Here is a 26,017-nt window from a genome sequence, read left to right as displayed (position 1 = left end):
GGAGCCGCGGTGCCTCAGTCGAGCAGGGCCAGTGCCTGTTCCGCCGCGTCCCGCACCCGCGCCGGGTCCGGCGACGCCTTGCCGACCACCCGCAGCCCCTGGAGCAGGACCAGCAGCATGCGGGCGAGGGCCAGCGGGTCGCGGTCGGCGGGCAGTTCGCCCTGGGTGCGGGCCCGGACCAGCGTCGAGTGCAGCACGGTTTCGAGCTGGTCCCAGTTGCGCTCGACCCGCCGCGCGGCGACCGGGTCGTGCGGGGCCAGCTCGGCCGCGGTGTTCGTGACGAAGCAGCCGCGTTCCCGCAGGTCCTCGGCGGCCGCCTCGACGGCGTAGCGCCGCACCAGGGACCGTACGCCCGGCAGGGCCGGGCCCGGCCGGGCGAGTTCCTCCAGCAGCTGCGGGAGCAGGCCCTGCTCGTAGCGCTCCAGCGCCTTCAGGAACAGCTCGTGCTTGTTGCCGAAGGTCGCGTAGATGCTGGCGCGCCCGATGCCGAGGTGCTCGACGAGGTCGGACATCGACGTCGCCTCGTAGCCGCGCCGCCAGAACAGCTCCAGGGCTGCCCGCAGCGCGGCGTCCGGATCGAACTCCTTGGTCCTGGCCACGTGCCGCAGCCTAGGGCTTGATGGAACGAACGGTCAAGAACGGTGGTCTCAGGCCGCCTTCACCTCGTACGTCTCCACCCGCACCGCCTCGTCGTCCAGGCACTGCCCGGTCGCCAGGTCGAAGCGCTGCTTGAGCAGCGGGGAGGCGACGAACGGGCGGCCCTGGTGGGTGCCGGTCAGGCCGCGGGAGAGGACCGCCGCGCCGGTGAACGGGTCCCGGTTGCCGATGGCGTACAGCTCGCCGCCGCGGTCGCGGAACAGGGCCACCTGGCCGCCGTCCGGCAGCAGGGCCGCCACTCCGCGGCCCGGGAGCAGAGCGCCGAGGTCGCAGGCCGTGAACCAGTCGTCCGTCAGCCGCAGTCGGACCTTCAGGTCGGTCGTCTCGGGTGCCAGGGACTCGGGTGCCAGGGTCATCGCCGGGTGCTTCCTTCCAGGAGGTCGTCTTCCGAGGGGCGCCGCAGGCCGATGTCCAGCAGCGGCAGGTCGGGCTTGATCTGGCCGCGCTCGGGTACGAAGCCCACGACCGGGTCGGGGGTGTCGGGCGCGTTCACGAAGGACACGAACCGGGCCAGCTTCTCCGGGTCGTTGATGGTCTCGGCCCACTCGTCGCGGTAGTGCGAGACGTGGGCCCGCATCAGGGACTCCAGCTCGTCGCAGATGCCGAGCGAGTCGTGCACGACGACGTCGCGTACGTGGTCCAGGCCGCCGGGGATGCGCTCCAGCCAGGTGGAGGTGCGCTCCAGCTTGTCGGCGGTGCGGATGTAGAACATCAGGAACCGGTCGATGAGACGGACCAGTTCGGCGTCGGACAGGTCCTGGGCGAGCAGGTCCGCGTGGCGCGGGGTGGCGCCGCCGTTGCCGCCGACGTACAGGTTCCAGCCGTTGGAGGTGGCGATCACGCCGAAGTCCTTCGACTGGGCCTCGGCGCACTCGCGGGCGCACCCGGAGACCGCCGACTTCAGCTTGTGCGGGGAGCGCAGGCCCCGGTAGCGCAGCTCCAGGTCGATCGCCATGCGCACCGAGTCCTGGACGCCGTAGCGGCACCAGGTCTGCCCCACACAGGACTTCACCGTGCGCAGCGACTTCCCGTACGCGTGCCCGGACTCGAAGCCGGCGTCCACCAGCCGCGCCCAGATCACCGGCAGCTGCTCGACGCGGGCGCCGAACATGTCGATGCGCTGACCGCCGGTGATCTTCGTGTAGAGCCCGAAGTCGCGGGCGATCTCGCCGATGACGATCAGCTTCTCCGGGGCGATCTCGCCGCCGGGGATGCGCGGGACGACGGAGTACGAGCCGTTCCTCTGGAGGTTGGCCAGGAAGTGGTCGTTGGTGTCCTGGAGGGCGGCCTGCTCGCCGTCCAGGACGTAGCCGCTCGCGCCGATCGCCGGAGCGAGGGAGGCGATGACCGAACCGACCGCCGGCTTGCAGACCTCGCAGCCGTCACCGCCCCGGGCGCCCTCGCGGCCGTGCCGGTCCAGCAGCTCCCGGTAGGAGGTGATCCGCAGGGCGCTGACGATCTCGTACAGCTCCTCGCGGGTCTGGGAGAAGCAGCCGCACAGGCCCTTGTCGACCTCGACGCCGCTCGCCTCCAGCTCGGCGGTGACCAGCTGCCCGAGCACCTTGACGCAGGAACCGCAGCCGGTGCCGGCCCTGGTGCACTTCTTCACCTCGGGCACGGTCGTGCAGGAGTGCTCCGTCACCGCGCCGCGGATGGTGCCCTTGGTGACGTTGTGGCAGGAGCAGATCACCGCGTCGTCGGGGAGGGCTGACGGGCCGAGCTGGGCCGGGGCCCCGGCGCCGGCGGGCAGCACCAGCGACTCGGGGGAGACCGGCGGGACGGAGCCGGTGAAGGCGCGCAGCGTGCCGTACGCCTCGGCGTCGCCGACCAGGATGCCGCCGAGCAGCGTGCCGTCGCGGCCGACGACCAGCTTCTTGTACAGGCCCGCCCGGGAGTCGGAGTAGACGACGTCCAGGCAGTCCTCGGTGGTGCCGTGCGCGTCGCCGAAGGACGCCACGTCCACGCCGAGCAGCTTCAGTTTGGTGGACAGGTCGGCGCCGGTGAACGACGCCTCCCGGTCCGCGATGGTCGCGGCGGCCGTCTCGGCCTGCTCGTAACCAGGCGCCACCAGCCCGTACACCCGCCCGTCGGCGGCCAGCGCGCACTCGCCGATCGCGAACACCCGCTCGTCGGTGACCGTGCGGCACCGCTCGTCGACGCTGATGCCGCCGCGCTCGCCGACCGCCAGGCCGCAGTCGCGGGCCAGCTGGTCGCGGGGGCGGACACCGGCGCTGAACACCACCAGGTCGGTGGCGAGTTCGGAGCCGTCGGACAGCTTCATGCCGGTGACGGCGCCGTCCTCGCCGACCACGATCTCCTGCGTGCCGACGCCCGTGTGGACGGACAGGCCCATGCCCTCGATGGTGCGCAGCAGCGCCGCGCCACCGCCGTCGTCGACCTGGACCGGCATCAGGCGGGGCGCGAACTCCACGATGTGCGAGGTGAGTCCGAGGCCCTTCAGCGCGCCGGCCGCCTCCAGGCCGAGGAGTCCGCCGCCGACCACCGCGCCGGTCGTCGCGGTCTTGGCGTACTCCTCGATGGCGAGCAGGTCCTCGATCGTCCGGTAGACGAAGCAGCCCTCGGCGTCCTTGCCGGGGACCGGCGGGACGAACGGGTAGGAGCCGGTGGCCAGCACCAGCACGTCGTACTCGAAGACCAGCCCGGAGCGGGCGGTCACCTTGCGCGCCGCGCGGTCGACGGTCTCGGCCGGGTCGCCGACGCGCAGTTCGATGCCGTGCTCCTCGATGAAGGCGAGGTCGGTCATCGACAGGTCCTCGGGGGTCTTTCCCGAGAAGTACGAGGTGAGCTGGACGCGGTCGTAGGCGGGGCGCGGCTCCTCACACAGCACGACCACGCGGTGCGTGCCGGTCAGACCGCGCTCGGCGAGCGCTTCGAGGAAGCGCTGGCCGACCATGCCGTGGCCGACGAGCACGATGGTCGGTTCGTCCGTGGACATCAGGAGCCTCCGTCATGGGTGAGCAGGTGGAGCAGGGGGCCGCCGTCGGACGGGAGCGGCTCTGCTCCCTCCCAGGCGCGCGCGAGCGCGCCGACGGTGCCGAGTTCGCCGACCAGGACCCCGCCGACCAGCCGGTCGTCGCGGACGACGACCTTGCGGTAGGTGCCCCGGGTGGCGTCGGCGAGCTGCACGACGTCGTCGCCGGGGCGGGGGTCGGTCTCACCGAACGCGGCGAGGTCGAAGGGGCTGTCCGGCCCGGTGAGGGTGAGCCGGGTCAGAGAACGGGTGCCGGTGTAGCGGGCGGCGGTGCCGTCCCCGGCGAGCAGTCCGGCGAGCGCCTCCGCCTGTTCGAGGGCGGGCGCGGCCAGCCCGTACACGCGTCCCGCGTGCTGGGCGCAGTCGCCGACGGCGCGGATGCGGGGGTCGGAGGTGCGCAGCTCGTCGTCGACGACCACGCCCTTCGAGACCTCCACCCCCGCCGCCCGCGCGAGTCCGACGCGGGGCCGGACCCCGCAGGCGAGGACGACCAGGTCGGCGCCGAGGGCGTACCCGTCGGCCATCTCCACCGACCGCACCGCCCCGCCGACGCTCCGTATGTCCCGCACCCGGCACTCGGTGTGCACCTCGACGCCGAGGTCCTCCAGGTGCCGCCGGACGAGCGCGGAGGCGGCCGGGTCGAGCTGGCGTTCCATGAGCCGCTCGGACTGCTGGGCGAGGACGACCTGCGCGCCGCGCACGGCCAGCGCGCGGGCGGCACAGACCCCGAGCAGCCCGCCCCCGATGACGACCGCCCGCACCCCCGGCCGCAGCGCCTTCGACAGCCCCAGGCAGTCGTCCATCGTCCGGAACGCGTGCACGCCCTCGGGCAGCTCCCGGTCCGGCGTGAACAGGCCGCGCAGCGGCGGCAGTACGGCGTTGGAGCCGGTGGCCAGGACGAGCGTGTCGTACGCGATCACGGAGCCGTCGGCGCACCGGACGGTCCGCCCGGCCCGGTCGATGCCGGTGACCCGGCCGCGCAGCAGCCCGGCGGGCGCGGGCAGCGCGATCACCTCGGGGCTGTAGCGTCCGGCCAGCACCTCGGCGAGCAGCACCCGGTTGTACGGGCGGTGCTCCTCGTCGCCGACGACCAGCGCGGGCGTGCCGAGCTCACCGAGCCGCCGGGCGAGCGTGACGCCCGCGAGTCCGGCGCCGATCACCACCACACGCGTATTCGAGGTCATGGCATCGAGCGTGCGGTGCCGGTGTTACCCGGTGGCATCGCGTCTGTTTCCCGCGGGGAACGCTGCCCTCAGCGGGGGCGGGGGGCGGGTGTGAGGGAGCCCGGCGGGGCACCTGGGCAACCTCAGAAGTCGCTCATCTCGATGGACGGGGCATCCATGGCGTCCATAGGGTCGCGATCATGCCCGACATATCGCTGACCACGGTCGTCCTGCTCTGCCTCGCCGCCCTCGCGGCCGGCTGGATCGACGCCGTGGTCGGCGGTGGCGGGCTCCTGCTGCTGCCGGCGCTGCTGCTCGGGCTGCCCGCCGGGACACCGGCCGCGCACGCGCTGGGCACCAACAAGGCGGTCGCCATCGTCGGCACCACGGGCGCGGCGGTGACATACGCCCGCAAGGCCCCGGTGGACGTCCGTACCGCCGTACGCATCGGCCTGGCGGCGCTGGCCGGATCGTCGGGCGGGGCCTTCTTCGCGGCCGGGATGAGCACCGAGGTGCTCAAGCCGGTGATCATGGTGGTGCTGCTCGCGGTCGCGGCCTTCGTGATCCTGCGCCCCGCCTTCGGCACCGCCCCCGCCACCGGCCCGGCCACCCGCCGCCGGATCCTCGCCGCGATCGGCCTCGCGGGCCTCGGCATCGGTTTCTACGACGGGCTCGTCGGCCCCGGCACCGGCACGTTCCTCGTCCTGGCGCTCACCGCCGTCCTGCACCTGGACCTGGTGGCCGCCTCCGCCACCGCGAAGATCGTCAACTGCTGCACCAACGCGGGCGCACTCGCCACCTTCGCCTGGCAGGGCGCCGTCCTGTGGCAGCTGGCCGCCCTGATGGCCGTGTTCAACCTCGCCGGCGGCATGTTCGGTGCGCACACGGCCCTCAAGAAGGGCAGCGGCTTCGTCCGCGTCGTCCTGCTGACGGTCGTCTTCGCCCTGGTGGCGAACCTGGCCTACGAGCAGTGGGTGGCCTAGGCGGACGCGGGGCCCCGCCGCAGGTCCAGCAGCTCCACCATCCCGGTCGTGTCCTCCTCCCCGTGCCCCTCGGCGAGCCACCGCTCCATGAGCGCCATGTACGGCGTCAGCAGCTCCGCGCTCACCCCCTGCTCCTCGGCCGTGCGCAGCAGCGTCGTGTTGCCCGCCACCTGCATGGCGAGGTTGGAGACGACGCCCTTGCCGTAGTCGCCGCTCTCGATCTGGTCGGCGGCCAGGTGGGCGGAGCCGGTCATCGCGCCGAGCCACGACACCAGCAGCGGCGCGAAGTCCTTCGGAGCGATGTCCTCGGGGCCGATCAGCGCGAAGGCGTGCGCGATGCCCGCGAACATGCCGCTCATCGCGCTCAGCAGCGCCACGTCGTGCAGCGCCGCGAACCCCGCGTCCTCGCCCACGTAACGGGTGCCGGCCGGAACGGCGAGGGTGTCCCGGTGCTGCTCGAACAGCTCGCCGGAGCCGCTGTAGAAGACGTAGGCGCCGGAGCCGGCGTCCCCGACCATCGGCGGTACGGCCATGATGCCGCCGTCCAGGAAACGGGCCCCGCGCTCCGTCGCCCACGCGGCGCGGGCGCGGCCCTCGGCGGGCGTGCCGGTGGTGAGGTTCACCAGGTCCCGCCCGGACAGGCCGGCCCCGTCGAGGGCCTCGCCGACCGAGGTGTCGTCGAGCAGGCAGACGATCACCAGGCGGTTCGCGGCCACCGCCTCGGCCGCGCTCGCGGCGACCGTCGCGCCGTCGGCGGCGAGGGCCTCGGCGCGGGCGGGGGTGCGGTTCCAGACGGTCACGGGGTGCCCGGCGGCGAGCCATGCGCGGACCAGGGCGGAGCCCATGGCGCCGGCGCCGAGCACGGTGAGCGGGGTACGCGGAATACGGGGAGCGGATGCCTTGTCAGTGATGGTGTCAGTCATGTGATCAGGTTCCGCCGAGGGGAGCGGCCGCTCAAGTACCCACTTCGAAGTGGGCGGTTACCTCGCGGAAAGCATCCAGGCAGCGGACAGGGACGGGGAGACGGGTATGGGGACGGCACGGCGGCCGGGGGCGTACATCTGCGGGATCGACGCGGCGATGGACGTGATCGGCGGGAAGTGGAAGGGGCTCATCCTCTGGGCGCTGCACGAGCGGCCGTACCGCTTCGGCGCGCTGCGCAGGCAGCTGCCCGGCGTGACGGAGAAGGTGCTCAGCGCGCAGCTGCGGGAGCTGGAGGCCGACGGCATCGTGCACCGCGAGGAGTACGCCGAGGTGCCGCCGCGCGTCGAGTACTCGCTGACCCCCCGGGGCGTCGCCCTCAACGAGGCGCTCGCGCCGCTCGGCGCGTGGGGGAGGGCGAACGTGCTGAACGCCTCACCGGTGTCAGCGGTCTCACAGGTCTCACAAGTCTCACCGGTCTCCCCGGTCTCACCGGTCTCACCGGTCTCAGCGGTCTCGCCGGCGTCACCGGCTGCCGGTCAGGTGCGCGAAGACGACCACGTTCCCCTGGTAGCCGGTACCGCGTGAGTAGCCGCCGCCGCAGGTGATGACGCGCAGCTCGGGCCGGTCGGCCGCGCCGTACACCTTCTCGTCGGGGAAGTCCTTCGCGGCGTACACCTCCACCGCGTCCACGGTGAACACCGCGACGCCGCCGTCGCGCCGGTCGACCTCGATGGTGCCGCCCTTCTCCAGGGCGCCGAGCCGGTAGAAGACCGCGGGGCCCTCGGCGTTGTCGACGTGCCCGGCGACGATCGCGGTGCCCGTCTCGCCGGGGGTGGTGCCGGCCTCGTACCAGCCGGCGAGGTTCTCCTTCTCGGCGGGCGGCACGCCGAGGCTGCCGGACGGTGTCAGGCCGAGGCCCGTCATCGGGGCGTTCACGCCGATCGCCGGGATGCGGATGCGGTCGGGCGGGGAGGGCGGCAGCGCGGGTGCGGCGGCGTCGCCGGCCTGCCCGGTGCGGGCCTGCGCGGCGGAGGGCTGCGGCGGGGCACCGGTGTGGGCGTCGAGCAGCAGCCAGGCCCCGGTGCAGAGGGCGGCCGCGGTGACGGCCGCTGTCGCGGTGTCGCCGGCCCGGCGCATGGCGGCCCCTCTCCCTCCGGGCCCTGTGAAGGCCCACCTGTTGTGGACCCCCTGCCCCCTCCGGGCCGCTGAGGGGGCGGTCGGACCCGGAGGGGGTGGGGAAATGCGGTACCGGCGGACGGGCAGCGGAGGGTGCCCGTCAGATCCCGTCGCCTCTCGCCCGGCGATGCAGGAGCCAGGTACCGCCCGCGGCGGCGACGGCCAGAGCCGTCACACCGGCCGCGGTCTGCACGGGATCGGGGCCAAGAGCGCCGCCGACCCCCGTCTTCACGCTTCCTCTGGGGTACACCTGCGCACGGGCCGAGGTCAGCGTGACCACCAGGTCGCCCGTCACCCGCAGGCCGCTCCCGCCACAGGTCGCGACGATCTCGTACGTCCCCGGCTGCGCGCTCGGCGGCACCTCGAAGCGGCCGGCCGCCTCGCCGCCGTCCGCGCCCGGTGCCAGCGGGAACGCACCGGCGCCCACCGCGCTGGCGTCACCCGCCGCCGAACCCGCCTTGCCGCACGCCGCCGTGGTCACCATCGCCGGTTCGCCCGGCACCACCGAGGACGGGTGCACCTCCAGGCCACCGGTCGCCGAGACCTCCCCGGCGTACACCGTCGCCGGGGCGGCGAGGCCGACGGCCGCGACGGCGAGCGCGGTACCGGTCAGCAGACGGGCGGTACGTCGCATCGGTGCTCCTTTGAGCTCTTCGGTGACCCCTGCCCTCCCGAGGAAAGTCGCACCGGACGCGGCCCGCTCCCCGAGAACACGCCGGGAATGGGATGAACGGGTGTCGGCCGCGCGCCCGGCGGGCCCGTGCCGGACACCGTTTCGGCAGGTCACGGGCGGGTGGCGGGCGTACGGCGGAGAAGAACCCGAAGGGCGCGGGACGCGCGTGTGAACGGGTGACGGTGCCGCCGAACGGGCCCGCCGGCGCCCGGCTTGACCTCAACCAAGGTCGAGGTACCAGGCTGTCCCGCATGAACACAACGACCGCTCCGCTCCGTGTGACCCTGCTCGTCGGCAGCAACCGCCACGGCCGTTTCGGCCCCGTCGTCGCCGACTGGCTCCTGGACCACCTCCGGGCCCACGACGACCTGGTCACCGAGGTCGTGGACGTCGCCGCGACCGACCTGCCCACGACCCTGGCCCCGACCCCGGAGGCGGCCGCCGCGCTGGCGGAGATCACCCCGAAACTGGCGGCCGCCGACGCGTTCGTCGTGCTCACGCCCGAGTACAACCATTCGTTCCCGGCGGGTCTGAAGAACGTCATCGACTGGCACTTCACCGAGTGGCGGGCCAAGCCCGTCGGCCTCGTCTCCTACGGTGGTCTGGCCGGCGGCCTGCGCGCCGCCGAGCACCTGCGCCAGGTCTTCGCCGAACTGCACGCCGTCACCGTCCGCGACACCGTCTCCTTCCACAACGCGGGCGCAGCGTTCGACGACGAGGGCAGGCTCAGCGACCCGTCGGGACCGGACGCGGCGGCGAAGACGATGCTCGACCAACTGGTGTGGTGGGGGCGGGCCCTGCGCGAGGCGAAGGAGAAGCGGCCCTACGACGACGTGTAGGGCGCGGCAGGGCCGGGTGCCATGGGGGCGGGATGCCCCATGGCAACGGGTCGACACAGGAACGGGGGTGACACGGGATCGGGGCGACACGGGAACGGGTCGGCACGGGAACGGGTCGGCACGGGAACGGGGCGACACAAGGGAGCACCTCCGCGCCCGTTCCGGGCAGGCGTCAGTCCCCCACGTCACCGCGCCGGTCCCCGGCGGTCCCCGGTGAGCCACCCCGCGCGAGAGGGGCCGTCACCGTCTCCAACCGCACCGCGCACACCTTGAACTCCGGCATCCGCGAGGTCGGGTCCAGCGCCGGGTTGGTCAGGGTGTTGGCGCGGCCCTCGCCCGGCCAGTGGAAGGGCATGAACACGGTGTCGGGCCGGATGCCGGTGGTGATGCGCGCCGGAGCCACCGCCCGGCCGCGTCGCGAGACGACGGCCAGCGGATCGCCTTCGGACGCCCCCAGCCGCGCCGCCAGCCGGGGATGCAGCTCCACGAAGGGGCCGGGGGCGGCGGCGTTCAGCTCGGCCACGCGCCGGGTCTGCGCACCGGACTGGTACTGGGCCACGACCCGCCCGGTGGTCAGCAGCACCGGGTACTCGTCGTCCGGCTCCTCGGCGCTCGGACGGTGCGAGACGGGCACGAACCGGGCCCGGCCGTCGTCGGTGGCGAAGCGGTCGAGGAAGAGGCGGGCGGTGCCCGGATGCGGACCGGTGACCCCGGCGGCGGTCTCCTCCGGTGCCGGGCACGGCCAGAACACCCCGCCCTCCTCGGCCAGCCGCCGGTAGTCGATCCCCGAGTAGTCCGCCGGGCCGCCCGCGCTCGCCCGGCGCAGTTCCTCGAAGACCTCCTCGGGCTCGGTCGGGAAGCCCTTCTCCACGCCGAGCCGGCCGGCCAGCCCGTGCAGCACCTCCAGGTCGCTGCGGACGCCGTCCGGCGGGGTGATCGCCCGCCGCCGCAGCAGCACCCGCCCCTCCAGGCTGGTCGTGGTCCCCGTCTCCTCCGCCCACTGCGTCACCGGCAGCACCACGTCCGCCAGCGCCGCCGTCTCCGACAGCACCACGTCGCACACGGCCAGGAAGTCCAGCGACCGCAGCCGCTCCTCGACGTGCGCCGCGCGGGGCGCCGAGACCACCGGATTGGAGCCCATCACCAGCAGCGACCTGATGTCCGTGCCCAGCGCGTCCAGCAACTCGTACGCGCTGCGCCCGGGCCCCGGCAGTGAGTCCGGGTCCACACCCCACACCCCGGCGACATGCCGCCGCGCCGCCGGGTCCGTCAGCTTGCGGTAGCCGGGCAACTGGTCGGCCTTCTGGCCGTGTTCGCGCCCGCCCTGCCCGTTGCCCTGCCCGGTCAGGCAGCCGTAACCCGACAGGGGACGCCCGGCCCGCCCGGTCGCCAGGCACAGGTTGATCCACGCGCCCACCGTGTCCGTGCCCTTGGCCTGCTGCTCGGGCCCGCGCGCGGTCAGCACCATCGCGGCGTCCGGCGCGCAGAACAGCCGTACGGCCTCGCGCAGCTCGGGAACGGACACCCCCGTGATCCGCTCCACGTACTCCGGCCAGTGCGCCATCGCCGCCGCCCGCGCGTCCTCCCAGCCCGCCGTGCGCTCCTCGACGTAACTCTCGTCGACCCGCCCCTCGGCGACGACCAGGTGCAGCATGCCCAGCGCGAGCGCGAGATCGGTGCCCGGCCGGGGGGCCAGGTGCAGGTCGGCCTGCTCGGCGGTCTTCGTGCGGCGCGGGTCGACGACGATCAGCGTGCCGCCGTTCTCGCGCAGTTCGGTGAAGTACCGCAGGGACGGCGGCATCGTCTCCGCCGGGTTCGACCCGACGAGGATCACGCACCCGGTCCGCGGGATGTCCTCCAGCGGGAACGGCAGCCCCCGGTCCAGGCCGAACGCCTTCGTGCCGGCCGCCGCGGCCGACGACATGCAGAACCGCCCGTTGTAGTCGATCTGCGAGGTGCCCAGCACCACCCGGGCGAACTTCCCCAGCGTGTACGCCTTCTCGTTGGTCAGCCCGCCCCCGCCGAACACCCCGAGCGCGTCCGCGCCGTGCTCCGCCCGCGTACGGTCCAGGTTCCCGGCGATCCGGCCCAGCGCCTCGTCCCACGAGGCCGGCACCAGCGCCCCGTCCGAGCCGCGCACCAGCGGCGAGGTCAGCCGGGCATCCGACGCGAGCACCGCCGGCGCGGTACGCCCCTTGCCGCACAGCGCGCCCCGGTTCACCGGGAAGTCCGCGCGCTCGGTCACCTCGACGGTCCCGTCGGCGGCGGGCGTCAGGTTCATCCCGCACTGCAGGGCGCAGTACGGGCAGTGCGTGGGCGTGGGCGTGGCGGTGTTCTGCATGCCGCCCAGCGTGCGCCGCCCGTGTTACGCGACCGGGCGACGCCGTGTTACGCCGACGGGACGGCGACCTCCCCGCCGCCGTCCGGGGACCGTGAGGCAAAAGCGCGCCGCGCCGCACCGGCCGCCGGAGCCCGCGGTCCCGGAGCCCGCACGGCACCGGGGGCGGAGAGTGTTCATCGCCGTATGTCACACTGATGAGTGAAGCGCGCACGTCAAACCGGCACGGGGGAAAGTCCCGGATCCGTCCGCTCGGTCATTCGGCCGCGGACGCCGTGGACAACGCCCGTGCCACACCCGGCTCCGCGGGCCCCAGGAACCGCGGATCCGGTTCGAACACCGCGTCGAGTGCCGCCTTTCCCGCCGCGAGGATCTCCCGCGCGCCCCCGTAATACCAGGTCACGTCGTGCCGCTCGTCGACCCCGACGCCGTACGACGCCACCCCCGCCTCCTGACACAGCGCCACCGCGCGCCGGATGTGGAAACCCTGGCTGATCAGCACGGCCCGGTCGACCCCGAAGATCTTCTTCGCGCGGACGCAGGAGTCCCACGTGTCGAAGCCCGCGTAATCGCTCACGATCCGCCCGTCGGGCACACCGTGCCGCACGAGGTAGGCACGCATGGCGTCCGGCTCGTCGTACTCCTCACGGCTGTTGTCCCCGGTCACGAGCACCACCTCGATCCGGCCCGCCCGGTACAGCTCCGCCGCCGCGTCCAGCCGGTGCGCCAGGTACGGCGACGGCTCCCCGTTCCACAGTCCGGCGCCGAAGACGACCGCGACGTCGGTGCGGGGCACGTCGGCCGTGGTGCGCAGCCGGTCGCCGGTGACCAGGTGCATCCACGTCGCGGGCAGCAGGGCCAGCACGCACCCGGCCGTCACCGCCTGGATCAGCCGCCGCTGCCCCCGGCGGGTGCGCGGCAGGCGCGGTCTGCGAAGTCTCGGAAGTCTCGGGCGGCGCATCGGACGGTTCCCTCCCCGGTCGGTCCCGTTCTCAGGGACGTGGCGGAGCACCGTCCGGTTCGCCGCCCGCTCACACCAGGCCCCCGGCGGCCCGCGGACCGACGGAAAACCCCTGTGACACCGACGCAACGGAAAGGCAACGTCCCGCCCCCACCATCGGTGCATGACGCCGATGACAGCGATGGGCAGGACGAGCACGGTGAACCACCCAGGCGGCACCCCCGCCCTGGTCGTCGTCGCCCACGGCAGCCGCGACCCCCGCGCGCTGAGCACCGTACGGGCGCTCCTCGACCGGGTCCGCGCCCTGCGCCCCGCCCTGCCGGTGCACCTCGGCCACATCGAGCTGAACGAACCCCTGCTGCCCGACACGCTGGCCGCCCTCGGCGACGGCGAGGCGGTCCTGGTCCCGCTCCTGCTCAGCCGCGGCTACCACGTCAAACGGGACATCCCCGAGATGGCCGCGGCGGCACCGGCACGTACCCGCGTGGCCGCCCCCCTCGGCCCGCACCCCCTCCTGGTGGACGCCCTGCACGACAACCTCCTGGAGGCCGGCTGGCCCCTCCACGCCCCGCGGGACGCCGCGGTCGTCCTCGCCGCCGCGGGCTCCCGCGACCCGGAGTCCAGGACCGACACGGACCGCACGGCGACGCTCCTGTCCGCCCGCCTCGGTGTCCCGGTGGTCCCCGCGTACGCCTCGGCGGCGGCTCCGACGGTGCCGGAGGCCGTACGCGCGCTGACCGCCCGGGGCCACCGCCACGTCGCCGTCGCCTCGTACTTCACGGCCCCCGGCCGCTTCGCGACGGAGTGCGCGGCGGCGGCCCCGTGGATCGCGTCGGCCCCACTGGGCACTCACCCGGCGATGGCACGCCTGCTGCTGCACCGCTACGACCGGGCACGCGTGACAGGCGGCGGGAACAACCCCGAAGGGGCACGGGACGCATCGGCCCGCGGCTCCGTCGCGCGGGCGCGGCCAGCCACGACGTACGCCGTACTCGCCCGATGACAGAACCCGGCACACGCGGGGACGACCCAACTGTCACACCTTCCGCTTAGTGTTCATGGCATGGAAGGCACAGGGACCGCACCCCCCTACGACCCGGCGTCAGCCGCCCGCTACGCCCCCGAGCCGGACAAACGCCCCGGCCGCACCGCCTTCCAGCGCGACCGCGCCCGCATCCTCCACTCCGGCGCCCTGCGCCGCCTGGCCGGCAAGACGCAGGTCGTCACGCCGGGGGAGGGCAGCCCCGTCTGGGACGCCAGCCCCCGCACCCGCCTCACGCACTCCCTGGAATGCGCTCAGGTCGGCCGCGAACTCGGCGCCGCCCTCGGCTGCGACCCCGACCTCGTCGAGGCCGCCTGCCTCGCCCACGACCTGGGGCATCCGCCCTTCGGTCACAACGGCGAACAGGCGCTCAACGACTTCGCCGAGGACTGCGGAGGCTTCGAGGGCAACGCCCAGTCACTGAGGCTCCTCAGCCGCATCGAGCCCAAGCGGTTCACCGAGGAGGGCTCGGTCGGCCTCAACCTCACCCGAGCCACCCTCGACGCCGCCACCAAGTACCCGTGGCCCCGCGGCGCCCACCCCACCGACCCGGCCTCGCCCAAGTTCGGCGTGTACGACGACGACCGGCCCGTCTTCGAATGGCTCCGCGAGGACGCCCCCGCCGCCCGCGCCTGCTTCGAGGCCCAGGTCATGGACTGGGCCGACGACGTGGCGTACTCCGTGCACGACGTCGAGGACGGCCTGCACGCCGGGCACATCGACCCGAACTGCCTGCTCGCCGACCCCGAGCGCGCGGCCGTCTTCGACGTCGCCGTCGGCCGCTACGTCCCCGCCGGCACCGACCACGCCGAACTCGCCGCCGCCCTCGACCGCCTCCTCGCCCAGGACTGGTGGCCGCACGGCTACGACGGCTCGGCCGTCGCCCAGGCCCGCCTCAAGGACGCCACCAGCCAGCTCATCGGCCGCTTCTGCCTCGCCGCCGAGGCCGCCACCCGGGCCGCGTACGGCGGCGGCCGCCTCACCCGGTACACGGCCGAACTGGTCGTACCCCGCCAGACCCGCATGGAGTGCGCCGTCCTCAAGGCGGTCGCCGTCCGCTACGTCATGCAGCGCACCGAGCAGGAGCGGCTCCGCGCCGACCAGCGCGTCGTCGTCGCCGAACTGGCCGAGGCGCTCACCGCCCGCGCCCCGGACGGCCTCGACCCCCAGTTCCGCGCCCTGTTCGACGCGGCCGCCGACGACCGCGCCCGCAAACGGGTGATCGTCGACCAGATCGCCTCCCTGACCGACGCCTCGGCCCGCTCGCTTCACGCCCGGCTGACGGTGCATCCATGAGACTGGCGGGACAGGTGTGACCCGACAGGCACGCAGGCCGCCGAAACACGGCCCTCCGTGGCCTGATCGGGCCACTCCCTCTTCCCGCACCACGCCACGTGCGGGACGCTCGGATGTGGCGGCACCCTGACGAGGAGGCAACAAGTGGTCGACGCGGATCAGACATTCGTCATCGTCGGAGGCGGCCTGGCCGGCGCGAAGGCGGCCGAGACGCTCCGCACGGAGGGGTTCACCGGCCGGGTGATCCTCATCTGCGACGAACGCGACCACCCCTACGAGCGCCCGCCGCTGTCCAAGGGCTACCTCCTCGGCAAGGAGGAACGCGACAGCGTCTTCGTGCACGAGCCCGCCTGGTACGCCCGGCACGACATCGAACTGCACCTCGGCCAGACCGTCGTCGCGATCGACCGCGCCGCGAAGACCGTCCACTACGGCGACGACGGCACCCGCGCCGGGTACGACAAGCTGCTCATCGCGACCGGCGCCGAGCCCCGCCGCCTCGACGTCCCCGGCACCGGCCTCGCCGGCGTCCACCACCTGCGCCGCCTCGCCCACGCCGAGCGCCTCAAGGGCGTCCTCGCCTCCCTCGGCCGGGACAACGGCCACCTCGTGATCGCCGGCGCCGGCTGGATCGGCCTGGAGGTCGCGGCCGCGGCCCGCGAGTACGGGGCGGAGGTCACCGTCGTCGAGCCCGGCCCGACCCCGCTGCACGGCGTCCTCGGCCCCGAGCTGGGCGCCGTCTTCGCCGAACTGCACGAGGCGCACGGCGTCCGCTTCCGGTTCGGCGTGAGGCTGACCGAGATCATCGGCCAGGACGGCATGGTGCTGGCCGCCCGCACCGACGACGGCGAGGAGCACCCCGCGCACGACGTGCTCGCCGCGATCGGCGCCGCCCCGCGCACCGCGCTCGCCCAGGCCGCGGGCCTGGAGATCGCCGACCGCGCCCACGGCGGCGGCATCGTCGTCGACGCGAACCTGCGCACCCGTGACCCCGACATCCACGCGGCCGGTGACGTGGCCTCCTTCCACCACGCCCTCTTCGACACCCGCCTGCGCGTGGAGCACTGGGCGGGCGCCCTGAACGGCGGCCCCGCCGCGGCCCGCGCGATGCTCGGCCAGGACCTCGCCCACGACCGCGTGCCCTACTTCTTCACCGACCAGTACGACCTCGGCATGGAGTACTCCGGCTGGGCGCCGCCCGGGTCGTACGACCAGGTGGTGATCCGCGGGGACGCCGCGAAACGCGAGTTCATCGCCTTCTGGGTGAAGGAGGGCCGGGTGCTGGCCGGGATGAACGTCAACGTGTGGGACGTCACGGAGCCGATCCAGCAGCTGATCCGCGCGAAGACGCGGGTGGACACGGAGGCCCTCGCCGACCCGCACGTATCCCTCGAAAGCCTCGTCGCGTAGCTGCCGGCCGGCCGCCGTAGACTTCATGCGTGGCTGGACGGATCAACGACGAGGACGTGAAGGCGGTACGGGACGCGGTCCCGATCGACGCCGTCGTCTCGGAGTACCTCCAGCTGAGGAACGCGGGCGGCGGCAACCTGAAGGGGCTGTGCCCCTTCCACGACGAGAAGTCCCCGTCCTTCCAGGTCAGCCCGAGCAAGGGGTTCTTCCACTGCTTCGGCTGCCAGGAGGGCGGCGACACCATCACGTTCGTGATGAAGATCGACCACCTCACCTTCTCGGAGGCGGTCGAGCGCCTGGCCGGTCAGGCCGGCATCACCCTGCGCTACGAGGAGGGCGGGTACAACCCAGCCCACCAGCGCGGCGAACGCATCCGCCTGGTCGAGGCCCACAAGATCGCCGCCCAGTGGTACGCGGAGCAGCTGGCGACCAGCCCCGAGGCCGACACCGGCCGCGCCTTCCTCGCCGACCGCGGCTTCGACCAGGCCGCCGCCCAGCACTTCTCCGTCGGCTACAGCCCCCAGGGCTGGGACCACCTCACCCGCTTCCTGCGCGGCAAGGGCTTCAGCGACAAGGAGCTGCTCCTGTCCGGCCTCGCCCAGGAGGGCCGCCGCGGCCCCATCGACCGCTTCCGCGGCCGGCTGATGTGGCCCATCCGCGACATCGGCGGCGACGTCGTCGGCTTCGGCGCCCGCAAGCTCTACGAAGCGGACAACGGCCCGAAGTACCTGAACACCCCCGACACGGCGATCTACAAGAAGTCCCAGGTGCTGTACGGCATCGACCTCGCGAAGAAGGACATCGCGAAGGCGTCCCGCGCGGTCGTCGTCGAGGGCTACACCGACGTCATGGCCTGCCACCTGGCCGGCGTCACCACCGCCATCGCGACCTGCGGCACCGCCTTCGGCGGCGACCACATCAAGATCCTCCGCCGCCTGCTGATGGACAACGGCTCGGCCCGCGTCATCTTCACCTTCGACGGCGACGCCGCCGGCCAGAAGGCGGCCCTGCGCGCCTTCGAGGACGACCAGAAGTTCGCCGCCGAGACCTACATCGCCATCGCCCCCGACGGCATGGACCCCTGCGACCTGCGCCTCGCCAAGGGCGACGACGCGGTCGCCGACCTGGTCGAGCCGCGCACCCCGCTCTTCGAGTTCGCCCTCCGCCAGATCGTCTCCCGCTACGACCTGGACACCCCGGCCGGCCGCGCCTCGGCGCTGGACGAGGCCGCCCCGGTCGTCGCGCGCATCAAGAACAGCGGCGCCCAGCACGAGGTCGCGGTGCAGCTCGCCGGCATGCTCGGCATCCTCGACACGCAGTTCGTGGTCAAGCGGATCGCCCAGCTGGCCCGCTGGGCCCGCGACCGCGGCGGCAAGGGCCCCGCCCCCGACCGGCCGCAGCGCGGCGGCGGCGCCCCGCAGCAGTACGCCGCCTCCGGCCACGCGGGCCCCCGCGGCCCCGCGCTGAACCTGCGCAACCCCGTCTTCGCCACCGAACGCGAACTGCTCAAGCTCGCCCTCCAGCGCCCCGAACTGGTCTCCCCGGCCTTCGACGCGTACGGCGTCGACGAGTTCACCGCCCCGCCCTACGCCGCCGTACGCGAGGCGATCCTGGAGGCGGGCGGCGCCGAGTCCGGCGTCGAGGACCCGCAGGGCTACCTGGTCCGCGTCCGCGAGGCCGCCCCGGACGACGCCGTCCGCGCCATGGTCACCGAGCTCGCCGTCGAGGCGATCATGCTGCACCGGGGCGTGAAGGGCGTCGACGAGGTCTACGCCGGCGCACAGCTGGTCACCGTCCGGCGCCGGGCCGTCGAGCGCCGCATCCGCGACATCACGGGCCGCCTCACCCGCCTCGCCGGCCACGGCGACCCCGCCGAACTGGCCGCCGTCCAGAACGAGCTGTGGGTCCTCCAGCAGTACGACCGGACCCTGGGCGCACAGGGCGCCGCCGCCCTCTAGACCGGCCGCGGGTCACCGCGCGGTCACGGGCCGGACGCAAAAAGTCACCGCACGCCCCTCGTGGCGGCGATGTGTCGTACCCCACACTAGGGGCGGTGCCTGAGTCCTCGGAGCGCGGCCGTTCCGTCCCTGCGGGCCACTGATTCCCGCGGCTGCGTTCCACGCGTACGGGGCGGACAGCGGCGAGTGAGCCGGCTCCGCCCCCGAAGTACCGCCGCCGGCCCCCGTCGGCCGCGTCCATCCTGGAGGTCGCCCCCGTGCAGACCCGGACCCTCACCCAGACCGACACCGGTACCGACGGCGCGGAGCCGGACGCGGAGAGCGGCGTCCTCGTCGCGATGCCCGCGCAGTACCGTGCCGTGCACCACCCCGAGAACCGGCCGGACGAGCCGCCCGCGGCGGACGCCCCCGGAACGGACGCCCCCGGAACGGACGCCCCCGGAACGGACGCCCCCGAAGCGGACGCCGAAGCGGCCGTCACCGAAGCGGCCGGCCACCCCGCCGACCCGGCCGACGACCCCGAGGCCGATGTCCCCGAACCGCCGCGCCCCACGCGCACGGAGACCGGCGGGCCCTCCTCCGACCTGTTCCGCCAGTACCTGCGGGAGATCGGCCGGATCCCGCTGCTCACCGCGGCCGAGGAGGTCGACCTCGCCCGGCGCGTGGAGGCCGGGCTGTTCGCCGAGGAGAAGCTGCGGCTCGCCGTCGACCTGGACAGCCGGCTCGCCCTCGACCTCGACCGGCTCGTCGTCCTGGGCCGCCTGGCCAAGCGCCGCCTGATCGAGGCGAACCTGCGGCTCGTCGTGTCCGTGGCCAAGAGGTACGTCGGGCGCGGACTGACCATGCTCGACCTGGTCCAGGAGGGGAACCTCGGCCTGATCAGGGCCGTGGAGAAGTTCGACTACGCCCGCGGCTACAAGTTCTCCACCTACGCCACCTGGTGGATCCGCCAGGCCATGTCCCGGGCCCTGGCCGACCAGGCACGCACCATCCGCGTCCCCGTCCACGTCGTGGAGCTGATCAACCGAGTCGTCCGCGTCCAGCGCCGCATGCTGCAGGAACGCGGCTACGAGCCGACCCCGCAGGAGGTCGCCGCCCACCTGGAGCTGTCCCCCGAGCGGGTCGGCGAGGTGCTGCGCCTCGCCCAGGAGCCGGTCTCCCTGCACGCCCCGGTCGGCGAGGAGGACGACGTCGCCCTCGGTGACCTGATAGAGGACGGCGACGCCGCCAGCCCCGTCGAGTCGGCCGCGTTCCTGCTGCTGCGCGAGCACCTGGAGGCGGTCCTCTCCACCCTCGGCGAACGCGAGCGCAAGGTCGTCCAGCTCCGCTACGGCCTCGTCGACGGCCGCCCCCGCACGCTGGAGGAGATAGGCCGCATCTTCGGCGTGACCCGGGAGCGGATCCGCCAGATCGAGTCCAAGACCCTCAACAAACTCCGCGACCACACCTTCGCGGAGCAGCTGAGGGGCTACCTGGACTGAGGCCGGCCCGTACCGCCGGGGACGTCCTACTCCACTTCGGCCACGGCCTGCGCGAACTGAGCCCGGTACAGCCGCGCGTAGGCCCCGCCGGCCGCCAGCAGCCCGGCATGCGCGCCCTGCTCGACGATCGAACCGTTCTCCATCACCAGGATCGTGTCCGCGTCCCGGATCGTCGACAGCCGGTGCGCGATCACGAACGACGTCCGCCCGTGCGCCAGCTTGGCCATCGCCTTCTGGATCAGCACCTCGGTACGGGTGTCCACGGACGACGTCGCCTCGTCCAGGACCAGGATCACCGGGTCGGACAGGAACGCCCGCGCGATGGTGATGAGCTGCTTCTCACCGGCGCTCACCCCCGTGCCGTCGTCGTCGATCACGGTGTCGTAGCCGTCGGGCAGCGTCCGCACGAACCGGTCGGCGTGCGCGGCCCGCGCCGCCTCCTCGATCTCCCCGCGGGTGACCTTCCGCGACGCCCCGTACGCGATGTTGTCCGCGATGGTGCCGCCGAACAGCCAGGTGTCCTGGAGCACCATGCCGATACCGGCCCGCAGCTCGTCCCGGGACATCTTCGCGATGTCCACGCCGTCCAGGGTGATCCGGCCGCCGGAGACCTCGTAGAACCGCATCAGCAGATTGACCAGGGTCGTCTTCCCGGCGCCCGTGGGCCCCACGATGGCGACCGTGTGCCCCGGCTCGACCTTCAGCGACAGGTCCTCGATCAGCGGCTTGTCGGGGTCGTAGCGGAACGAGACGTGCTCCAGCTCCACCCGGCCGCGCAGGTCCTCGGGCCGGGCGCCCGGGATCGGGTCCGCCGACTGCTCCGCCGCGTCCAGCAGCTCGAAGACCCGCTCCGCCGACGCCACGCCCGACTGCACCAGGTTCGCCATCGACGCGACCTGCGTCAGCGGCATCGAGAACTGCCGGGAGTACTGGATGAAGGCCTGCACGTCACCGATGGACAGCGAGCCCGAGGCCACCCGCAGGCCGCCCACCACCGCGACGAGCACGTAGTTCAGGTTGGACACGCACATCATCAGCGGCTGCATGATCCCGCTGTTGAACTGCGCCTTGAACCCGGCCTCGTACAGCGCGTCGTTCTGCTCGGCGAACTGCTTCGCCGACTCGTCCTGCCGCCCGAACACCTTCACCAGGGCGTGCCCGGTGTACATCTCCTCGATGTGCGCGTTGAGCGCGCCCGTCGAGCGCCACTGCTGCACGAACTGCGGCTGCGACCGCTTGCCCACGCGCGTGGCCACCACGAACGACAGCGGCACGGTCACCAGTGCGACCAGCGCCAGGATCCAGGAGACGTAGAACATCATCGCCAGCACGCCGAGGATGGTCAGCAGCGAGTTGATCAGCTGCCCCATCGACTGCTGCAGCGTCTGCCCGATGTTGTCGATGTCGTTGGTGGCACGGGAGAGCACCTCGCCGCGTTGGCGTGTGTCGAAGTACGACAGCGGCAGCCGCGACAGCTTCGTCTGCACGTCCTCACGCATCCGGAACATGGTCCGGTTGACCGCGCGGTTCACCAGCCGCGTGGCCACCGCCATCAGCAGCCCGGCGACGGCGAACGCCGCCAGCGCGAGCAGCAGCGTCTCGCCCACGGCACCGAAGTCGATGCCCTGGCCCGGGGTGAAGTCCGTGCTGCGGAGCATGTCGGCGACGTTGCCGTCCCCGCGCTCCCGCATGGACTGGAGGACCTGTTCCTTCGTGGCCCCGGACGGCATGTCCCGCCCGACGATCCCCGCGAAGACCAGGTCGGTGGCCTCGCCGAGGATCTTCGGCCCGACCACGCTGAGGCCTACGCTGACGACCAGGCACGCCAGCAGCGCGTACAGGGTCACCCGCTCCGGCCGGAACCGGGCGAGGAGCCGTTTGCTCGACCCCTTGAAGTCCATCGAACGCTGGTCGGGGCCGCCCCCGGCCATCATGCGACCCGCAGGCCCGGCCATCAGGCAGCCTCCGCTTCCGTCAGCTGGGAGAGCACGATCTCCCGGTAGGTCTCGTTGTCCGCCATCAGCTCGTGGTGCCTGCCCACGCCGACCACCCGCCCCTCGTCCAGCACGATGATCCGGTCCGCGTCCCGGATGGTCGACACGCGCTGCGCCACGATCACCACGGTCGCCTCGGCCGTCTCCCGGCCCAGCGCGGCGCGGAGCGCGGCGTCGGTGGCGTAGTCGAGGGCGGAGAAGGAGTCGTCGAAGAGGTAGATCTCCGGGCGCTGGACGAGCGTCCGGGCGATGGCGAGCCGCTGCCGCTGGCCCCCCGACACGTTGGTGCCGCCCTGCGAGACGGGCGCGTCGAGCCCGCCCTCCAGCCCGGAGACGAACTCCCGGGCCTGCGCCACGCCGAGCGCGTGCCAGAGTTCCTCGTCCGTGGCGTCCGGGTTGCCGTAGCGCAGATTGGTCGCGACCGTGCCCGCGAAGAGGTACGGCTTCTGCGGCACCAGTCCCACGACCTTGGCCAGCACCTTCGGGTCGACGGTCCGCACGTCCACCCCGTCGACCAGCACCTCGCCCTCCGTGGCGTCGAACAGCCGGGGGACCAGCCCGAGCAGCGTGGACTTGCCGCTGCCAGTCGAGCCGATGACGGCGGTCGTCTCACCCGGCCGGGCCGTCAGGCCGATGTTCCGGAGCACCGGCTCCTCGGCACCGGGGTAACGGAAACCGGCTCCGCGGACCTCCAGATGCCCGTGCCCGCGCAGCTCGGTGACCGGCGCCACCGGCGGCACCACGCTGCTCTCGGTCTCCAGGACCTCCTGGATGCGCTCGGCGCACACCTCCGCGCGCGGCACCATCATGAACATGAAGGTGGCCATCATCACGGACATGACGATCTGCATCAGGTAGGCGAGGAACGCGGTCAGGTCACCGATCTGCATCCCGCCGCTCTCGATCCGGTGGGCCCCGAACCACACCACCGCGACCGACGACACGTTCACCACCGTCATGACCACGGGGAACATCAGCGCGAGCAGGTTGCCGGTGCCCAGCGCCACCTCCGTGAGATCGGCGTTGGCCTTCCGGAAGCGCTGCTGCTCGTACTCGTCCCGCACGAAGGCGCGGATGACGCGGTTGCCGGTGATCTGCTCGCGCAGCACCCGGTTCACCGAGTCCAGCCGCTCCTGCATGGCCCGGAACAGCGGCCGCAGCCGCCGCACGATCAGCGTCACGCAGACCGCCAGCCCCGGCACGACCGCGACCAGCACCCCGGACAGCGGCACGTCCAGGCCGAGCGCCATCACGATGCCGCCGACGCACATGATGGGCGCCGACACCATCAGCGTGAACGTCATCAGGGCCAGCATCTGGACCTGCTGCACGTCGTTGGTGGTCCGGGTGATCAGCGAGGGCGCGCCGAACTTGCCGACCTCGCGGGCCGAGAAGGACTGCACCCGGTCGAAGACGGCACCGCGCAGGTCCCGTCCGAGAGCCGCCGCGGTCCGCGCACCGTAGTGGACGGCACCGATGTTGCACACCACCTGGGCCAGCGAGATGCCGATCATGAGGGCGCCGAAGCTCAGGATGTGCCCCGAGTCGCCCTTCACGACACCGTTGTCGATGATGTCCGCGTTCAGGGTCGGCAGGTAGAGGGAGGCGCAGGTCTGCAGGAACTGCAGCGCCACCAGCAGAGCGATGGATTTTCTGTAGGGCCTGAGACAGGTCCGCAGGAGTCGTATGAGCACGCTGGGTCTCTCGGGGTCGGCGACAGGGACAGTTGGTTGCCCGTGGCCCCCATCGTCGAACACTCCACCCGCGTTACCCCAACCGATTAACCCAACAGCGCGCTGATTCCGGCCTTATGGGCTGCCTCACGCGTGTAGCGCCCCCGGATGCGTCTGCTCCCGCACCGACACGAACTGCTGGCGCACCGCCTGCCCCACCGCCAGCTCCTCGCCCGGCTCCAGCACCTGCGCGACGGCGCCCTGCCAGACGGGGGGAGTGCGCGGGTCCAGCGTGCCCTGGGACACGCCCAGCGCCCAGGCGGCCTGCCGGGCCGCGCCGGTCGCCGCGTAGTCCGCCGGCTGCGGCACGACGACCTGCGTCCCGAACAGCGCGGGCGCCGCCGCCTGCACGGCCGGCAGCTCGGCCGCCGCGCCCAGCAGGAAGACCCGCCGCACGTCCACGCCCCGGCCGCGCAGCACGTCGAGGGCGTCGGCGAGACCGCACAGCATGCCCTCGAACGCGGCCCGCGCCAGATGCTCCGGCCTCATCGACTCGCGCCGCAGGCCGGCCAGCGTGCCGGCGGTGTGCGGCAGGTTCGGCGTGCGCTCGCCCTCCAGGTAGGGCAGCAGCACCAGCCCGTGCGCGCCCGGCGTCGACTTCATCGCCAGCTCGGACAGGCTCTCCAGATCCGCCACGCCGAGCAGCTCGGCGGCGCCCCGCAGGGTCCGTACGGCGTTCAGGGTGGTGACGACCGGCAGGTGCATGCCGGTGGCGTCCGCCAGCGAGGTGATCATGCCGGACCGGTCGACGAGTGCCTCGGGATGCACGGCCATCACCGACCCGGACGCGCCCAGCGACACCACCGCGTCGCCCAGCCCTATCCCCAGCCCGAAGGCGGCGGCCATCGTCTCGCCGGTCCCGGCGGAGATCAGCAGCCCTTCCGGCGTCGTGCCGGCCGCCTCGGCAGGGCCGATCACCTCCGGCAGCATCACCTGGTGCCCGAGTGCCAGCTCGACCAGATCGGGCCGGTAACCGCCGCCCGCCGCCGACCAGTAGCCGGTCCCGGACGCCCCGCCCCGGTCGGTGGTCCTCCTCGCGGGCCGCCCGAGCAGCTGCCACACGAGCCAGTCGTGGGCCTGGAGCAGCGCCGCCGTCCGCGCGGCGGCCTCGGGCTCGCTCCTCGCCAGCCAGCGCAGCTTGGTCACCGGCTGCGCGGCCTGCGGCACCGAGCCCACGGCCTGCGCCCACGCCTCGCGTCCGCCGAGCGCGTCGATCAGATCGGCCGCCGCCACCTGGGAGCGCTTGTCGCCGCCCACCATGGCCGGGCGCACGGTGTTGCCCTGCGAGTCCAGCGGCACGACGGCGTTCGCCTGCGCCGAGACGCCGATGGCCTGCACGCCCTCCAGCAGCCCGCCACCGGCGGCCTCCCCGAGGGACAGCAGCCAGGCCTGCGGATCGACGTCGGCGGGCCGGCCCCCGCCCTCGGGGCTCTCCAGCGGATGCGGCGCGTAGCCCTGGCGCAGCACGGCACCCGTGTCCGCATCACAGACGACGATACGAGTGAAATCAGGCGAACTGTCCAACCCGGCGACTATCCCCATGCCCGAAATTCTGCCGCACCGGGAGAGGTGTACGTACCCGGCGGGGGCACCACCCCCTGCCGTTGCCGGCTGTCGTCAGGTGTTGCTGGTGCCCCAGTCGTCCGCGCCGCTGCCGTTCGTGCCGCGCTCACGCAGGGAGCGGACCCGCTGGGCCACCGAGTCGGGCATCCGGTCCCCGACCTTGCCGCTCACCGTGGTGTAGGCCTTGTCGGCGAAGTGCCTGCCCTGCTGGGCCGCCGACTCGGCGGTGTTGCGCACGGCGGGGTTCTGCGCGACCTGACGGGCGGACTTCCGCAACTGCTCGTAACGCTCCCGTCCGGCCTTCGTGCCCAGCACGTATCCCACCGCGAGTCCGACGACGAACGTGAGCCGGTAACGCATGGCTGCCACCCTTCCCTTGCTCTGCCTCTGACGTGCCGGGGAGTACCGATTGGCGGAGCACCCCCCTGCTTGCGCTAATGTATGTGTCGCAGCGAGCGCGCGCCCCCTGGCGGATACCCAGGCGGACGCGTTCGATGCGGCGAGTCAATCCTCGGTAGCTCAATTGGCAGAGCAGCCGGCTGTTAACCGGCAGGTTACTGGTTCGAGTCCAGTCCGAGGAGCTCGGTCCCCTGTAGCTCAATTGGCAGAGCAGCCGGCTGTTAACCGGCAGGTTACTGGTTCGAGTCCAGTCGGGGGAGCATCGTGAACGAGGGCCCCACGGGGTCCTTTTTCATGTCCGGATCCATGCCCCACGGGTACTCCCGGCAACTCGCGGGAACCATGCGCCACGCTGCGGAGTCCTCAAGGTCATGAAGGCATCGCGGTAGCCGACCATCCGAGGCAGGAGATCGTATGAGCGGCTATGCTGCGGCA

Annotated in this window: 20 protein-coding genes, 2 tRNA genes and 1 pseudogene; 10 read left to right on the top strand and 13 right to left on the bottom strand. The window is 73.0% G+C overall.

Features of this window, described 5'->3' with window-relative positions; all coding sequences use genetic code 11:
• Window positions 1-14 precede the first annotated feature (14 nt).
• The 4 genes from ACH4F2_RS00585 to ACH4F2_RS00570 are packed head-to-tail and all read right to left on the bottom strand — an operon-like array spanning window position 15 to window position 4,833.
• Entirely contained in the window at window positions 15-599 is a 585-nt protein-coding gene (locus ACH4F2_RS00585) for a TetR/AcrR family transcriptional regulator (RefSeq protein ID WP_398130488.1), read from the bottom strand.
• Window positions 600-647: 48 nt separating this feature from the next.
• Window positions 648-1,013, bottom strand: a complete 366-nt coding sequence (gene nirD, locus ACH4F2_RS00580) for a nitrite reductase small subunit NirD (protein ID WP_398130487.1) — start codon at window positions 1,011-1,013, stop codon at window positions 648-650.
• Entirely contained in the window at window positions 1,010-3,613 is a 2,604-nt protein-coding gene (gene nirB, locus ACH4F2_RS00575) for a nitrite reductase large subunit NirB (protein WP_398130486.1), read from the bottom strand. The genes nirD and nirB overlap by 4 nt, the downstream gene beginning before the upstream one ends.
• Entirely contained in the window at window positions 3,613-4,833 is a 1,221-nt protein-coding gene (locus ACH4F2_RS00570; RefSeq protein WP_398130485.1) for an NAD(P)/FAD-dependent oxidoreductase, read from the bottom strand. Before ACH4F2_RS00570 ends, nirB begins: the two co-directional genes overlap by 1 nt.
• A 179-nt stretch (window positions 4,834-5,012) precedes the next feature.
• Between ACH4F2_RS00570 and ACH4F2_RS00565 the strand changes: the two genes are divergently transcribed.
• Window positions 5,013-5,795: a sulfite exporter TauE/SafE family protein gene (locus ACH4F2_RS00565; RefSeq protein WP_398130484.1), complete on the top strand. Its 783-nt coding sequence runs from the start codon at window positions 5,013-5,015 to the stop codon at window positions 5,793-5,795.
• On the opposite strand, the gene ACH4F2_RS00560 is transcribed toward ACH4F2_RS00565, so the two are convergent.
• Complete coding sequence (locus ACH4F2_RS00560) at window positions 5,792-6,718, bottom strand: NAD(P)-dependent oxidoreductase (RefSeq protein ID WP_398130483.1); 927 nt, start codon at window positions 6,716-6,718, stop codon at window positions 5,792-5,794. The two genes, ACH4F2_RS00565 and ACH4F2_RS00560, sit on opposite strands and share 4 nt — an antisense overlap.
• Window positions 6,719-6,824: 106 nt before the next feature.
• On the opposite strand from ACH4F2_RS00560, the gene ACH4F2_RS00555 reads away from it, so the two are divergent.
• Window positions 6,825-7,304, top strand: coding sequence for a winged helix-turn-helix transcriptional regulator (locus tag ACH4F2_RS00555; protein ID WP_398130482.1), 480 nt, complete (start codon window positions 6,825-6,827; stop codon window positions 7,302-7,304).
• On the opposite strand, the gene ACH4F2_RS00550 is transcribed toward ACH4F2_RS00555, so the two are convergent.
• Both ACH4F2_RS00550 and ACH4F2_RS00545 read right to left on the bottom strand, forming a co-directional pair.
• Window positions 7,242-7,856: a class F sortase gene (locus tag ACH4F2_RS00550; RefSeq protein WP_398130481.1), complete on the bottom strand. Its 615-nt coding sequence runs from the start codon at window positions 7,854-7,856 to the stop codon at window positions 7,242-7,244. The genes ACH4F2_RS00555 and ACH4F2_RS00550 overlap by 63 nt on opposite strands.
• Window positions 7,857-7,995: 139 nt before the next feature.
• Window positions 7,996-8,529: a hypothetical protein gene (locus tag ACH4F2_RS00545; protein WP_398130480.1), complete on the bottom strand. Its 534-nt coding sequence runs from the start codon at window positions 8,527-8,529 to the stop codon at window positions 7,996-7,998.
• A 290-nt stretch (window positions 8,530-8,819) separates the two neighbouring features.
• On the opposite strand from ACH4F2_RS00545, the gene ACH4F2_RS00540 reads away from it, so the two are divergent.
• Window positions 8,820-9,407, top strand: coding sequence for an NADPH-dependent FMN reductase (locus tag ACH4F2_RS00540; RefSeq protein WP_398130479.1), 588 nt, complete (start codon window positions 8,820-8,822; stop codon window positions 9,405-9,407).
• A gap of 172 nt (window positions 9,408-9,579) precedes the next feature.
• On the opposite strand, the gene ACH4F2_RS00535 is transcribed toward ACH4F2_RS00540, so the two are convergent.
• Both ACH4F2_RS00535 and ACH4F2_RS00530 read right to left on the bottom strand, forming a co-directional pair.
• Window positions 9,580-11,748: a molybdopterin oxidoreductase family protein gene (locus tag ACH4F2_RS00535; RefSeq protein WP_398130478.1), complete on the bottom strand. Its 2,169-nt coding sequence runs from the start codon at window positions 11,746-11,748 to the stop codon at window positions 9,580-9,582.
• A gap of 253 nt (window positions 11,749-12,001) precedes the next feature.
• A complete protein-coding gene (locus ACH4F2_RS00530; protein ID WP_398130477.1) occupies window positions 12,002-12,706 on the bottom strand; it encodes a vancomycin high temperature exclusion protein in 705 nt (234 codons plus the stop codon).
• A 172-nt stretch (window positions 12,707-12,878) separates the two neighbouring features.
• Here ACH4F2_RS00530 and ACH4F2_RS00525 point away from each other — a divergent pair, with 172 nt between their 5' ends.
• From ACH4F2_RS00525 to ACH4F2_RS00505, 5 genes and pseudogenes are all read left to right on the top strand, one after another.
• Window positions 12,879-13,709, top strand: coding sequence for a sirohydrochlorin chelatase (locus tag ACH4F2_RS00525; protein WP_398130882.1), 831 nt, complete (start codon window positions 12,879-12,881; stop codon window positions 13,707-13,709).
• Window positions 13,710-13,769: 60 nt separating this feature from the next.
• A complete protein-coding gene (locus ACH4F2_RS00520; RefSeq protein WP_398130476.1) occupies window positions 13,770-15,044 on the top strand; it encodes a deoxyguanosinetriphosphate triphosphohydrolase in 1,275 nt (424 codons plus the stop codon).
• Window positions 15,045-15,188: 144 nt separating this feature from the next.
• Window positions 15,189-16,454 (top strand): NAD(P)/FAD-dependent oxidoreductase, encoded by a 1,266-nt coding sequence (locus ACH4F2_RS00515; RefSeq protein ID WP_398130475.1) that lies wholly within the window; start codon window positions 15,189-15,191, stop codon window positions 16,452-16,454.
• A gap of 29 nt (window positions 16,455-16,483) precedes the next feature.
• Window positions 16,484-18,412, top strand: a complete 1,929-nt coding sequence (gene dnaG, locus ACH4F2_RS00510) for a DNA primase (protein ID WP_398130474.1) — start codon at window positions 16,484-16,486, stop codon at window positions 18,410-18,412.
• 129 nt (window positions 18,413-18,541) lie between these two features.
• Window positions 18,542-19,893: pseudogene (locus ACH4F2_RS00505) on the top strand (RNA polymerase sigma factor).
• A gap of 26 nt (window positions 19,894-19,919) precedes the next feature.
• Here ACH4F2_RS00505 and ACH4F2_RS00500 read toward each other — a convergent pair.
• The 4 genes from ACH4F2_RS00500 to ACH4F2_RS00485 all read right to left on the bottom strand — a co-directional run bounded on the left by ACH4F2_RS00500 (window position 19,920) and on the right by ACH4F2_RS00485 (window position 25,543).
• Window positions 19,920-21,848 (bottom strand): ABC transporter ATP-binding protein, encoded by a 1,929-nt coding sequence (locus ACH4F2_RS00500; RefSeq protein WP_398130473.1) that lies wholly within the window; start codon window positions 21,846-21,848, stop codon window positions 19,920-19,922.
• Window positions 21,848-23,581 (bottom strand): ABC transporter ATP-binding protein, encoded by a 1,734-nt coding sequence (locus ACH4F2_RS00495; RefSeq protein WP_398130472.1) that lies wholly within the window; start codon window positions 23,579-23,581, stop codon window positions 21,848-21,850. Before ACH4F2_RS00495 ends, ACH4F2_RS00500 begins: the two co-directional genes overlap by 1 nt.
• A gap of 126 nt (window positions 23,582-23,707) precedes the next feature.
• On the bottom strand, window positions 23,708-25,162 hold the full coding sequence (locus ACH4F2_RS00490) for an FGGY family carbohydrate kinase (RefSeq protein ID WP_398130471.1): 1,455 nt from the start codon (window positions 25,160-25,162) through the stop codon (window positions 23,708-23,710).
• A gap of 75 nt (window positions 25,163-25,237) precedes the next feature.
• Window positions 25,238-25,543: a YtxH domain-containing protein gene (locus ACH4F2_RS00485; RefSeq protein ID WP_398130470.1), complete on the bottom strand. Its 306-nt coding sequence runs from the start codon at window positions 25,541-25,543 to the stop codon at window positions 25,238-25,240.
• Between the two features lie 148 nt (window positions 25,544-25,691).
• Between ACH4F2_RS00485 and ACH4F2_RS00480 the strand changes: the two genes are divergently transcribed.
• Both ACH4F2_RS00480 and ACH4F2_RS00475 read left to right on the top strand, forming a co-directional pair.
• A tRNA-Asn gene (locus ACH4F2_RS00480) sits at window positions 25,692-25,764 on the top strand.
• 5 nt (window positions 25,765-25,769) lie between these two features.
• Window positions 25,770-25,842: transfer RNA gene (locus ACH4F2_RS00475), tRNA-Asn, on the top strand.
• Window positions 25,843-26,017 lie beyond the last annotated feature (175 nt).

Origin of the sequence: Streptomyces sp. NPDC017890, from assembly GCF_044328675.1 — a bacterium.
Lineage (GTDB): Bacteria > Actinomycetota > Actinomycetes > Streptomycetales > Streptomycetaceae > Streptomyces.
Note: the sequence above shows the minus strand (reverse complement) of the source record. Positions and strands in the feature narration are given on the sequence as shown.